Annotated in this window: 11 protein-coding genes and 2 pseudogenes; 4 read left to right on the plus strand and 9 right to left on the minus strand. The window is 65.8% G+C overall.

Annotated features, from left to right (window positions below):
* On the plus strand, positions 1 to 463 hold a 463-nt coding region (locus tag AVT10_RS10220; RefSeq protein ID WP_157092737.1), incomplete at its 5' end, for an ABC transporter permease.
* Positions 464 to 702: 239 nt separating this feature from the next.
* Here the strand turns inward: AVT10_RS10220 and AVT10_RS18550 are convergent.
* Positions 703 to 900, minus strand: a complete 198-nt coding sequence (locus tag AVT10_RS18550) for a hypothetical protein (protein WP_066690605.1) — start codon at positions 898 to 900, stop codon at positions 703 to 705.
* A gap of 32 nt (positions 901 to 932) precedes the next feature.
* Here AVT10_RS18550 and AVT10_RS18555 point away from each other — a divergent pair, with 32 nt between their 5' ends.
* A complete protein-coding gene (locus AVT10_RS18555) occupies positions 933 to 1,163 on the plus strand; it encodes an EAL domain-containing protein (protein WP_211091120.1) in 231 nt (76 codons plus the stop codon).
* Between the two features lie 121 nt (positions 1,164 to 1,284).
* On the opposite strand, the gene AVT10_RS10235 is transcribed toward AVT10_RS18555, so the two are convergent.
* Complete coding sequence (locus tag AVT10_RS10235) at positions 1,285 to 2,460, minus strand: zinc-dependent alcohol dehydrogenase (RefSeq protein WP_066690615.1); 1,176 nt, start codon at positions 2,458 to 2,460, stop codon at positions 1,285 to 1,287.
* Between the two features lie 673 nt (positions 2,461 to 3,133).
* On the opposite strand from AVT10_RS10235, the gene AVT10_RS10245 reads away from it, so the two are divergent.
* On the plus strand, positions 3,134 to 5,302 hold the full coding sequence (locus tag AVT10_RS10245) for a catalase (protein WP_066690617.1): 2,169 nt from the start codon (positions 3,134 to 3,136) through the stop codon (positions 5,300 to 5,302).
* Between the two features lie 95 nt (positions 5,303 to 5,397).
* Here AVT10_RS10245 and AVT10_RS10250 read toward each other — a convergent pair whose 3' ends face one another.
* From AVT10_RS10250 to AVT10_RS18945, 5 genes and pseudogenes are all read right to left on the minus strand, one after another.
* Positions 5,398 to 5,994 carry a class I SAM-dependent methyltransferase gene (locus tag AVT10_RS10250; protein WP_066690618.1) on the minus strand — a complete coding sequence of 199 codons (597 nt, stop codon included), beginning with the start codon at positions 5,992 to 5,994 and terminating at the stop codon, positions 5,398 to 5,400.
* A complete protein-coding gene (locus tag AVT10_RS17775; RefSeq protein WP_232307964.1) occupies positions 5,991 to 6,623 on the minus strand; it encodes a PIG-L deacetylase family protein in 633 nt (210 codons plus the stop codon). The genes AVT10_RS10250 and AVT10_RS17775 overlap by 4 nt, the downstream gene beginning before the upstream one ends.
* A 17-nt stretch (positions 6,624 to 6,640) precedes the next feature.
* Positions 6,641 to 7,627, minus strand: a complete 987-nt coding sequence (locus AVT10_RS10255) for an acyl-CoA dehydrogenase (protein ID WP_066690620.1) — start codon at positions 7,625 to 7,627, stop codon at positions 6,641 to 6,643.
* Entirely contained in the window at positions 7,624 to 8,118 is a 495-nt protein-coding gene (locus AVT10_RS18940; protein WP_010408760.1) for a glycosyl transferase, read from the minus strand. The genes AVT10_RS10255 and AVT10_RS18940 overlap by 4 nt, the downstream gene beginning before the upstream one ends.
* Before the next feature lie 159 nt (positions 8,119 to 8,277).
* A pseudogene (locus AVT10_RS18945) lies at positions 8,278 to 8,892 on the minus strand (glycosyltransferase); the annotation flags it as partial.
* Here AVT10_RS18945 and AVT10_RS10265 point away from each other — a divergent pair.
* Positions 8,835 to 8,999: pseudogene (locus tag AVT10_RS10265) on the plus strand (hydroxyisourate hydrolase); the annotation flags it as partial. The pseudogenes AVT10_RS18945 and AVT10_RS10265 sit on opposite strands and share 58 nt — an antisense overlap.
* A 7-nt stretch (positions 9,000 to 9,006) precedes the next feature.
* On the opposite strand, the gene AVT10_RS10270 reads toward AVT10_RS10265, so the two are convergent.
* Together AVT10_RS10270 and AVT10_RS18745 are read right to left on the minus strand one after the other, a co-directional pair.
* Positions 9,007 to 9,414, minus strand: coding sequence for a hypothetical protein (locus tag AVT10_RS10270; RefSeq protein ID WP_157092738.1), 408 nt, complete (start codon positions 9,412 to 9,414; stop codon positions 9,007 to 9,009).
* 27 nt (positions 9,415 to 9,441) lie between these two features.
* The gene (locus AVT10_RS18745; protein WP_066690629.1) at positions 9,442 to 12,315 is read right to left on the minus strand and encodes a PAS domain S-box protein; all 2,874 of its coding nucleotides are present in this window, start codon (positions 12,313 to 12,315) and stop codon (positions 9,442 to 9,444) included.
* Positions 12,316 to 12,406: the final 91 nt, after the last annotated feature.

The following is a 12,406-nucleotide window of genomic DNA, read 5'->3' on the forward strand; positions in this document are numbered from 1 at the left end:
TACCGGGGTCCCTTTTCCACGCCGATCCACACTGTTCGTGTTCGGGTTCGCGTTCTGGGTGCAGGACGTGCCACGCACCGGCAATGTGCCCGGCCTGCTGCTCGCCCTTCCTGTGTTCGCGGCCACGGTAGCCGCTCTCGGCCTCGTCGCGGGAAGCCTGTTCCGCAGCGGCGACGACGCGTTGAAGCTCCTGATGCCGACCTCGGTGCCGCTCGTCTTCCTGGCCGGCTTCGCATGGCCGCTCGATGAAATGCCGGGCTGGCTGGCGGCGATCGCCTGGTTGTCACCGGCCACGGCCGCCATGCACCTGTTCATTCGCTTCAACCAGATGGGTGCCTCGATCGCTGAAGCCGCCACCCCGCTGTTGGTCCTGATCGGGTTGATGATCGGGTACGGGGCGATCTGGTGCTTCGGTCGATCGCATGCCGGATGCGAGGATCCGACCAGCGATGCGGCAGGCTGATCGGTTTCATGTTGTTTCACAGCCGATGAGTTTGGATACCGCCCCGCCACGAAACACAGGCGACGGAGCGGTACCAATTGCCGAAATACGCCGGCGTCCCCTTCTCGCAGACGAACCTTGGCAGCGTGCAAGTGCCTCAAGGGTGTCCCACCACCACCGTCGAGAGAGAAGGTGTTGATCGGGTGAGGTGTAAGCGGCCAAACTTGAAAAGCCAAGCTTCAGGCCCTTCGCGCCGCCCCTCACGACAGCTTCAACATGCAAATCAGCATCAGGCTGATTCCGCCCAAGCAGAGGAGCGACAGCACCACCGCCAGCGTGACCCGTCCGCCAGCCTTGGCGACGGTGCGGATATCGACCCCGAGCCCGAGCGCCGCCATGGACACCACGGTCAGGAACGTCGCGGTATGTTCGATCGGCGCGACCGCGATGGTGGGCACCAGCCCGATCGATCAGTCGTTCGTTTCGCGATCTGGCCGATGACGAGCGTGGACAGGCGCTTGTCCGGTCGATGATCACGCTGTCGCACGATCTCGGCTACCGGGTCGTTGCCGAGGGCGTCGAGACCGCCGCAGCCGCGGCGATCCTGGCCGAGTTGGAATGTGAGGAGGCGCAGGGTTACTATTTTGCCCGTCCGATGGAGGAAGAAGCGCTGCGGCTATGGCTCGTTGCCTCTCCGCAAGAATCATCCGTTGCAGCCTGACTGACACCTAGATCTGCCGACATACTTGGTTGCAAGCTGATCGACACCGCCGCTGAACATAATCCACAGCGGCGGCGGCGATCGGCATCGATAAGCGTCCTGTTCCCGGTTGTTCCGCCAATCAGCCGTGCGGCCGCATGACAACCTTGATTACACCTTCCTGCTTGTCACGGAACTTGGCGTACATCTCGGGCGCGTCCTCAAGACTGGCCGGATGCGTGATCACAAAGCTGGGATCGATCTCGCCCGCGACGATCTTATCCAGTAGCGGCTTGGTGTAACGTTGCACGTGGGTCTGCCCAAGCTTGATCGTCAGCCCCTTGTTCATCGCTGCACCGATCGGAAGCTTGTCACCCATCCCGACGTAGACGCCGGGCACGGAGACCGTGCCGCCCTTGCGGCAGCTCATGATCGCCTGCCGCAGGACGTGGACGCGATCAGTGGCGAGCATCATGCTTGCCTTCACCTTGTCCATGACCGCGTCCGCCGCCCCGTGCGCGGCCGCCTCGCAGCCGACAGCATCGATGCAACTGTCGGGGCCCCGGCCCTTGGTTCGCGCCTGCAGCTCGTCATAGACATCGGTTTCGGCGAAGTTAATCGTCTCAGCGCCACCGGCCTCCGCCATGGCGAGTCGCTCGGGCACCTCGTCGATCGCGATCACGCGGCCGGCGCCCATCATCAGCGCGGAGCGGATGGCGAACTGGCCGACCGGACCGCAGCCCCAGATCGCGACGGTGTCGCCATGCTCGATCTGTGCATTCTCGGCGGCCATGTAGCCGGTCGGGAAGATATCCGATAGGAAGAGGGCCTGCTCATCGGTAACGTTGTCAGGAATCTTGATCGGGCCGACATCCGCCATCGGCACGCGAAGATACTCAGCCTGGCCGCCGCAGTAGCCGCCCAGCATGTGGCTGAAGCCGAACAGCCCGGCGGGCGAATGGCCCATCGCCTTGGCGGCCATCTCGGCGTTCGGATTGGTTTGATCACAGGCCGCAAACAGACCTTTTTTGCAGAACCAGCACTCGCCACAGCTGATGGTGAACGGCACGACGACACGGTCGCCGATCTTGAGGTTGGTTACCTCGGACCCGAGCGCCACGACCTCGCCCATGTTCTCGTGGCCGAGGATATCGCCGGCCTCCATGGTAGGCTGGTAGCCATCCAGCAGGTGAAGGTCCGACCCGCAGATCGCGCAGGCGGTTATTTTGATGATCGCGTCGCGCGGGTGCTTGATCTCGGGATCCGCAACGGTGTCGACGCGGACATCGCCTTTACCGTGCCAGCATAGTGCGCGCATGTCGTTTCCTCATCTGAGTGGATGTCCCTGTCGTCAGGGCCATGTCTATCACGCTCAACGCCTTGAGCCGCGGCATGGGTCCCCGTCTATTTGATTCGTTTACATCAACGAGCGGCCGTAAAACGGCCGTACGGCCAGCGGGTTGAACGCAGACGGCATGCCCGGCTTGAAAGCCAGCAAGATAATGAAGTGGGTCGCCCAGGCCGTGCAGCCGGCCGACACGATGGTGACAGGTTCTCACAGGCTGCGCGTCTTCCGCCCTGAGCGTACGGCATGGTCGGCCAGGGCAAAGGACGCATAGATACCGCAGAGGCAAACCAGGCCCGCGAGCAGCACCAACCACGGATCGTGGTCGTGCCGGACGCAGTCGAAAACCTGTACGACCTGGGAGTACATCATGCTCGGCTAACGGCAAGGCGTTACGACATCCTCAACCGGTTCATATCGGCTTTCCCTGGCTGTGATCCAGGACCAAGGAAGCCGCAGTCGGGTTCTGCGCAGCCATGAGCACTTACGTTGCCGAGCCCGCGCCTGTCGTCCGAACCGGCAACCATGCTCGACTGACAGAACTTGATTTCGCTCCTCCGGGTCGGTTCCCAGTCGCTACAAAGATTTATGCCTCGCACCGCCGTGGCGCTGGTGGCATTAAGGGCGTGATCGGAGGATTACGTCCATGGCACGCAAGAGCATCAAAAGCGACGCGGTGAAACTCAAGGGCGAGACGGCCAAGAAGGCACCGCCGCTGCCGGCGGGTGCCGACCAGCCGACGAACTATGCCGAGCAGCAGGGCCATGGCGGCGAAACCCGCCAGACGACCTCGGACGCGGCACTTACCATGACCACGCAGCAGGGCATCCCGATCGCGGATGCCCAGAACAGTCTCAAGGCGGGTCTGCGGGGCCCCACGCTGCTCGAAGACTTCATCCTCCGCGAAAAGATCTTCCATTTCGATCACGAGCGCATCCCGGAGCGCGTCGTCCACGCACGCGGCTATGGCGCGCACGGCGTGTTCGAACTGACCGACAGTCTGGCCGACTACACCCGCGCCGACGTGCTGAGCACGGTCGGGCAGCAGACGGAGGTGTTCGTCCGCTTCTCAACGGTAGCGGGCAACAAGGGCTCGCGCGATCTGGCGCGCGACGTGCGCGGCTTCGCCGTCAAGATGTACACGAAGCAGGGCAACTGGGACATCGTCGGCAACAACATCCCGGTGTTCTTCATCCAGGATGCCATCAAGTTCCCCGATCTGGTCCATGCGGCCAAGCAGGAGCCCGACCGGGCGTTCCCCCAGGCGCAAACCGCACACGACAATTTCTGGGATTTCGCCAGCCTCACCCCGGAAGCCTGGCACATGATCATGTGGATCATGTCCGATCGCACGATCCCCCGCTCCTTCCGCACGATGGAGGGCTTCGGCGTCCACAGCTTCCGCCTGGTGAACGCGGAAGGCAGGTCGACCTTCGTCAAGTTCCACTGGAAGCCGCGCCAGGGGCTCCAGTCGGTGCTGTGGAACGAGGCGGTCAAGATCAGCGGCGCCGATCCCGACTATCATCGCCGCGATCTTTGGGAGGCGATCGAGAGCGGTGACTTCCCGCAATGGGATCTCGGCGTCCAGCTGTTCGATCAGGAAACCGCCGACAAGCTTCCCTTCGACCATCTCGACTCGACCAAGCTCATCCCCGAGGAGGACGTGCCGGTCCGCATCGTCGGTACGCTCACGCTCAATCGCAACGTCGACAACTTCTTCGCCGAAACCGAGCAGGTCGCTTATTGCACGCAGAACATCGTGCCGGGCATCGACTTCAGTGATGACCCGCTGCTGCACGGCCGCAACTTCTCCTATCTCGATACCCAGCTGAAGCGGCTCGGCAGCCCGAACTTCACCCACCTGCCGATCAATGCCCCGCGCTGTCCGGTGATGAACTTCCAGCAGGACGGCCACATGGCGATGCGCAATCCGAAGGGGCGCGTGAACTATGAGCCGAACAGCTGGGGCGCGGAAGGCGGTCCGCGCGAGAACCCGGAGATCGGCTTCACCAGCTTCCCCGCCGAGGTTCAGGGGACCAAGCAGCGGATTCGGTCCGAAACCTTTGCCGATCATTACAGCCAGGCGCGGCAGTTCTATCTCAGCCAGCAGCCGATCGAGCAGAAGCACATCGGCGACGCGCTGGTGTTCGAGCTGTCGAAGGTAGATCGTGTCGACATCCGGGCCCGGGCGGTCAGCCACCTGCGCAACATCGACGAGGATCTCGCCGCTACCGTTGCGGACGGGCTCGGCCTCGACCTGCCGGACGCCGCCAAGGCGGCCAAGCCGACGCTAGACCTGCCGACATCGTCGGCGCTCTCGATCCTCGCCAACGGCCCGGCGAATTTCGCCGGGCGAAAGATGGGCCTGCTGCTGACCGATGGGTCGAGCGCCGAGCTGTTCAATGCGCTGACCAAGGCGCTGGAAGCCGAAGGCGCGGTCTGGGAGGTGGTCGCGCCGAAGATCGGCGGGGTCACGCTCGACGACGGCACCAAGGTCGCGGCCAAGCAGAAGATCGACGGCGGACCTTCGGTCCTGTTCGATGCCGTCGCGGTGCTCCCGTCCGAGGAGGGGGCTGCGATGCTCGCCAAGGATGCGGCCTCCAAGGACTTCGTGGCGGACGCGTTCGGCCACTGCAAGTTCATCGGCTACACCGATGCAGCCGCCACGTTGTTCGACGCTTCTCGGGTGCCGGAGCTTGACGATGGCTTCGTAGCCCTAAGCAAGAGCAAGGACGTCAAGGCGTTCGTCACGACCTGTCGTGACCTCAGGTTCTGGGCTCGGGAGATGAAGGTCGATCTCGACGCGGCGGCCTGACGACCCTGGCGGGAGCGGCAGGTGGACGTCCTGCCGCTCCACTTAACGGCAAGCCTCATATCGCACGGACGTGGGACGTGCTGCCTCGCTCGCGTTCAACGGGATCGGGTCATACCATCGGCGCGGGCCGCGGTAACGACCCAGCGGCCGGTGCGGCGCGCGGTGCGAACCGTCCAACAACGCCCGGTCTCTGCGAGGAACCGGGCGTGGATCCCTGCCGCATGCTGGACGAAATCGTAGAAATCAATCCTGTGGTGCGCGAGCACGATGATGCCGCCTGGGCGCAGGCGAGCGGCCATCTCACGCGCAACCCGGGCCATCTCTCGCGCTGAGAGGTAATACAGGATCTCGGCGATCACGATCACGTCATAGACGAGACGTGGCGGTTGACCGGGGAGCACGAGCAGCGATGCGCACGCACGAGGCCAGGCCGCGACGGCGCGTGCCGTCAGGTCGACCCCCTCCCTCGTGCCCTCGGTCGCATCGAGGCGCAACGCCATCCTCGCGATCGCGGCACTGTTGGATTCGTTGCCGCTGGCCAGCTCCAGCACCCGTCCGACCGGTCGGTGACCTATCGCGTGCAGGATCGCGGCACGCTTCACCGCCTCGTCACGGGCGGTGAAGGTGCGCCAGGGATCGTCGTCGCCGGCGAACTTGGCGGCGAACCCGGCAAGATCGATCGGGCTCGTCACTTCGAACCCGGCCGGTAGCGCTCGACCGGACGAGCAAAGGCCGCAAGCTCGTGTCTCGCGATCGTGAAGCCTGCTGGGTCATCGGAAACGGCGCCGAGCTGCGTCCGGTAGACGCGGATCAGGGACCGTTTCACCGAAACTCCCCCGGGCACAGCGATGCGCCATGCCGGTCCGGACCTGTCCGGGCGAGGCGGCCACACGCGGTAGGTCAGCCGACTGGCGCCACCCGGGCATCCGGCTACGGCCGCGGCTACGGCGCGGTGATCGGGATGGTCGTCATCGCAGGCCGGTCCGACGATGAGATCGAGATCCCGGCATCGTGCGACCTGGCGGCGCAGCGCGCGATAACAGCGCCCCGGGATCGAGGGCAACTGGCCATCGGGCAAATTGAGGAACGAGACGTCGCCAGCAACGATGCCGAGACGACGTAGCGCATGAAGGCTCTCACGCTGGCGAGCCGCGACCAGTCGCGTCCTCGGCCATTTTCGGCTGCCCCGGTGAGATGCGGCACCATCGGTCACGACCGCAACCCGGACCCGAGCTCCATGGCGGCGAAGCCGCGCAATGAGGCCTGCCGCGCCGATGACCTCGTCATCCGGGTGCGGGGCGATCACCAGCGCGACACGCACGTTTCGCAGCGCGATCCTCACAGGATGGGGTCGAGGATGTGCTCGGCGACAGCCTGGCCGACGCGAAGGCGATGCGCGTCAGGCGCCGGCTGGCGCAGGTACACCATGAGATCGGCGATCTTTGCCGCCAGCGGATGCGACAGGAACAACCCCTGCAGCCCGACCGCCTCCTGCGCGATCGTCAGGGCGCGCTCGGCAAAACCGGCGATCGATAGCCGCGCAGCGGACACCCGGGCGAGGCGTTCCGCATCCGTCCCGCTGAACCAGGCGCCCGCCGTGTCGCGGATGCTCGCCGCTGCACCCTGGGCAAGCAGGAACAGGTCGGCGAGCCGTGATGCCTGGAACGGATCGGAAGCGCGCTCGTGGGTGGTCAGGTGGTCACGCACCGCGTCCAGCAGACCCGCGATACCGCCGGCATGAACCGCGGCGAAGCGCAGCGCGCCTCCGCTGAAGAACGGCTCCCGCGCGTAGCTGCCGGGCTCGCCGATCGGGTCATCTTCACCGATCGCGGCGCGGGACCAGCGTACCAGATGTGTCTCCGACCGCTGCATGCCGATCGTCTGCCACCACTCCCGATCGATGGCAGGCGGATCGGCATCCAGGTCGAGCAGGAGCAGCTGCGGCCCGCGTTCGCTATCCGCGGTTACCAGCGCGTGAGTCAGTATCCCCGCCCCCGATGCATAGCCCTTGCCGCCGGTCAGCCGTCCGCCGGTAAGCACCAGCGGCTCACCCGGCAGGCCCGCATTCCACACACCCAGCATCGCTCCCGCAGCGATCCGCGCCCGCAACGCAGCGACCTGGGACGACGTGCCGTATCGAAACACGATCTGCACCGCATCGACATGCCCCTCCAGCAGGCGCCCGATGGGGAGATCCCGGCGTCCCGCAGCGTAAAGAGGGCGGAGCAGGTCCAGATATGCCTTGGGCGTCGTCGGATCGCCGGCGGGGTCGGTCGCCCACCCCGCCGCGACGATCGCATGGCGCAGAGCTCCGGCCGTCGTCATACCGCCTGCTCGCAAAGCTGGTGCTCGAGCGTTGCCAGGGCATGCTCGGCCTCGGCGAGGGTGACGTCGGGTATATCGGGCAGTGCCGGCACGACACGCATGGCGAACGCCTCTGCGTTGGGGCAGTCGCGCGCGACGCCGATCACATGGTCACCGGTCAATCCGATACGGTCGCCGAAGCGAGCTGCGACAAAGGAATCGGGGAGCCCGGCCCAGATGCGGCGCGCCTCCGCCTGCTGTCGGTATTGCCATGCCGCCCCTCGCGGATGCGGCATTGAGGGTGCCCCATGATGGTCGATGGCACTGAGCGCAGCGGCCATGCCGCCCGGCGCCCGGCCGAGCCGCCGTGAGGAGGTCGCAACCACCATGCCGGGATCGCGGCGCACGCGAAACCCGGCGCGCCCGGCATCGTCGAGCAGGGCGGCGTCCTCGCCGCATGGCACCGGCTGGAAGCCGCCCAGCGCCTGATAGGCTCCGGGTCGGAAGGCCATGTTGGCGCCTCCTGAGCAGTGGGAGCCGGTAGGACTGTCCCACGGAACGGGGTCGACCGATCGTCGGTAGGCGTGAAGCCGATCGAGGTAGCGCTCGACCCTCCCCTGCACCGGATCCCGCTCCGCTGCGATCCGGACGATTCGCCCGGCGACAAGGTCGGCCGAGGCCAGGCCCTGCAGTGCCGCCCTGACCCAATCGGCACGGGGCTGGCTGTCGGCGTCGGTCGTCAGGAGAATACCGTGGGGCGTGCTCGTCGCATGATGCAGGCCGAGGGCGATGGCGGCCCGGCGTGCACGACCGGCATTGGCATCAGGGGACGGGTCTCCCTGAGCCACCGTGAACGGAAGGGCCATGCGACCAGCATGCTCGCGTATCACCTGCTCGCTCGCATCCGAGCAATTATCGAGGAGGAAGAACACGGCAGCCTCGACGTCGCCCAAGTCCAGTCGCCCGATCGCCTCCAGCAACTTCGGTAACGCAGTCTCCTCGTTGCGGACCGGAACACAGATCGCAGCTGACACAGGTCGCAACGGCACCCCCACCATCGGTTTCGCAGGACCAACGACCCTGCCTTGAGGAACGATAGGTGATCGAGGCCGGTTTCGATAGCTGCTCGCGGTGATGCAAGATGCCAGATCGTCATGCAGGACTACAGGTTTGCCCGATCTCGACCGAGAGATCGGCCTCGGGTAGGTAGCCGTCGCGGTTCGCGCCGGGCATCTACAAGCTGCAGTTCGACATGTCGGGCTACCCGGACGCGAAAGCGGCGCCATTCTTCCCCGAGATCGATCTCGTGTTCCGCGTCATCGACCCTGCCGCGCACTACCATGTCCCCGTCGTGGTCAGCCCCTACGGCTACTCCACCTACCGGGGCAACTGACCACCAATCACGCCTCGATCCCTGCCTCGAACATCGGCTTGTATAGCTCGTGCTCGAGCGAGCGCAGGTAGCGGTCGAGGCGGTCGACCAGCGCTGCGACGTCCGCAGCATAGGTCGGGACGTCCGAAGCGATCGCGTTGCCGCTCCAACGCCGTATGTGGTCGGAGTAGCGCAGTCGAAGCTCGCGATCCTCTTCCATGATCCGCTCGTAAGTCGGCATCCGATCGGCGAAATAGCCTCGGGCCTCCTTGTTCCAGCCCTGCTGTGTAGGCAGATACTCCCGTACCGCATTGGCCAGGTTCATGCGTAGCCGGCCGAGGTCGGTAAGCGGAGGTCCAGCCTTGACGCAGTCGCGAAGCGCGTAGGCAGCGGCGCGGATCGCCTCATGGGCGCGCCTGCTATCATCTGGCATCATCATCTCGTCCTGCTCGCCATCCTCTTACTAGCCGTCGTTGCTGGCGCGCCGCGCGCCGATCATGGCCGTCGCACGCTCGGTCGCCGCGCGCGTGTCGTTGGCCAGCTTCTTGACCTCCGACGCGACCACCGTGAACCCCCGGCCTGCCTCGCCCGCCCGCGCCGCCTCGATCGTTGCGTTGAGCGCGAGCAGGTTGGTTTGTGCAGCGATGCCGCCGATCGCGGTCACGATCGTGTCCAGCTCGGCCACCGTGTCCTGCAATGCCTGTCGGCGCAGGTCGAGCGATCGCTGCAGCGCCTCGCTTTCGGCAAGGCGGTGCTCGGCTTCCCGCTCCAGCAGCACCTGGCGCGTGATGTCGGCGGCGATCTTAACAACCTTTCTCGGCCGTCCATCGGCATCGAGGATCGGGTTGTAGGAGGCCTGGATCCAGATCTCGCGGCCGTCATGCCCGATCCGGCGATACCGTCCCGCATCAAACTCACCCCGCGACAGCCGCTCCCAAAGCCTCGTGTAATCGGTCGAGCGCGCCTCGGCAGCGTCGCACAACATGCGGTGGTGCTGGCCCACGAGCGCCTCGCTGCCATAACCCAGCATGATCTGCGCGTTCCGGTTGGCGGACAGGATCAGCCCGTTCAGATCGAACTCGATCACGGCCTGGCTGCGATCGACGGCCGCATCGCGGCCGCTGAACTCCGCATCGCGCTCACGCGCCTCGGTAATGTTGGTCGCGAACTTGACGATCTTCAGCGGCCGTCCGTCCGGATCGAGAATGGGATTGTAGGTCGCCTGCAGCCACACGTCGCGGCCGTCCTTGCTGATCCGGCGGTATAGACCTGCGTCGAAGGCACCGCCGGCCAGCTTGCGCCAGAACGCGGCATAGTCGGGCGAGCGCGCATAGTCAGGGTCGCACAGGAGGCGATGGTGACGGCCGATGACCTCGGCCCGGCTATAGCCCAGCGCGTTGAGGAAGTTCTGGTTGGCCTCCAGGATCGTCCCGTCGAGCCCAAGCTCGACGACCGCCTGGCTGCGGTCCATCGCCTTTGATCGCGCCTCAAACTCGGCGCTGCGCAGCTTCGCGTCCGTCACGTCGGTGGCGAAGCCGACGATCTTCACGACCCGGCCGTTCGGATCGAGAACCGGGTTGTAGGTTGCCTGGAACCACAGGTCGCGGCCCTCACGGTCGCGCCGCTTGAAGATGCCCGTCATATGCTCGCCGCGGCAAAGCGTCTCCCAGGCTGCCGCATAGACGTCACTCGAGGCGAGTTCGGGAGGACACAAAATCCTGTGGTGCTCGCCCGCGACATCCTCCGGTGCATAGCCCAGTGCCTTGAGATAGCCGTTACTGGTCGCGAGGATGATGCCTTCAGGGGCAAGCTCGATCGTCAGGGCCGAGCGCCGCATCGCCAGCGTGAGCGCTTCGAACTCGGCATTGCGCTGTCGGCTCTCCGTCACGTCGGACGCGAACTTTACGATCCGCACCGGGCAACCATCCGGGTCGAGCACCGGATTGTAGGTGGCGCGGAGCCACAGCTCGCGGGCATCCTTGCCGACGCGGCGGTAGGTCCCGGCATCGAACTCGCCGCGGCCGAGCTTCGCCCAGAAGGCGGCATAGTCGGCTGTGCCGGCGTAAGCGGGGTCGCAGAACATCCGGTGGTGCCGCCCGACCACCTCGTCGCGCGTATAGCCCGTCAGGCGAAGAAAGACGTCGTTGGCGTCGAGGATGATGCCGTCGGTCGCGAACTCGATCACCGCCTGGCTGCGATCGAGCGCCGCGAGCCTCGCCGCGGAATCGGCAGCCGCCAGCTTGCTCACGGTCACGTCGGTCGCGACCTCCAGAACCCGGATCGGCCGCCCCTTCTCATCGAGCACCGGGGTGTAGGTCGATTGCAGCCAGACCACACGGCCGTCCTTCGCGATGCGCCGGTACTCACCCGTCTGGTGCTCGCCGGCAGCGAGTTTTGCCCAGAACGCCGGATCGCTCGATCTCGATGCGGTGCCACTTGTTTCGTGCGAGCGGTCGGGGAACCCTGCAATTTCGTCCAGCCGGTAGCCCAGCGTATCGAGGAAGCGTTCGTTCGCCCAGCGGACGGTGCCGTCGAGGTCGAACTCGGCAACGAGGCTGGAGCGGACCAGCGCCGCCCAACCCGCATCCGTTGTCCCGCGCGCCCGCAAGGCGAGCACGGCGCGCGCCTTGGCGGCGCCGACCGTCACGACCAGGACCGCCAGCGCTGCAACAGCGATGAGCGGCGCCATGAGGTCGGGCGCCAGCACGATCCCGCCCGTGCCGGCCGCAGACCCGGAGATCACGGCGCTGATCGCGGCCATGCCGGTGAAATGCAGCAGCAGGATCGCTAGCGTCAACAAGGCGGCAGCGGCAGTTCCCGTGGCGGCGCCGCGGCGAGCGATGGCGAGGTACAGCGCCGGGGCGACCGGCAGCACCGCGAGGAAGACCGAGGCGACGACCAGGACGGACGAGAAGCGGAAGGTGCCCGGAAACAGGACGGCGCTCATGCCCAGATAGTGCATGGCCGAGATGCCCGTGCCGACCATCGCCGCACCGGCGACATAGCCGATGCGGTCGTGCCTGAGGACGCACGTCCGCAGCCCGGCCCAGGTCATGACGATGGCGATGGCCAGCGACGCCAGGGTACGTCCCGGCAGGTAGCCGACCACGATGCCGGGATCGTAGCCGAGCATCGCGATGAAGTGGGTCGCCCAGATACCCGTCCCCGACGCGAAGGCCGCGCCGAGCAGCCAGCGGGACCGCTCGCGCGCCGGCGCGGCGCCAAGATGGCGCAGAAGGAACACGACGCTGCCGGTCGCCGCGATGCAGACCAGGGCCGCGAGCGCGACCAGCCACTTGTTATGCTGATGGGTCAGACAGAAGAAGGCGTCGAACATCTGTTGCGCCCTTTCTCGCCGCGCTAACAAGGTAGAATGCCTTAGGTTAACGGGACACTAGGGTCAGGACTCGTTGATCACAGCCAGAAGA

The organism is Sphingomonas hankookensis (genome assembly GCF_001619955.1).
Lineage (GTDB): Bacteria > Pseudomonadota > Alphaproteobacteria > Sphingomonadales > Sphingomonadaceae > Sphingomonas > Sphingomonas hankookensis_A.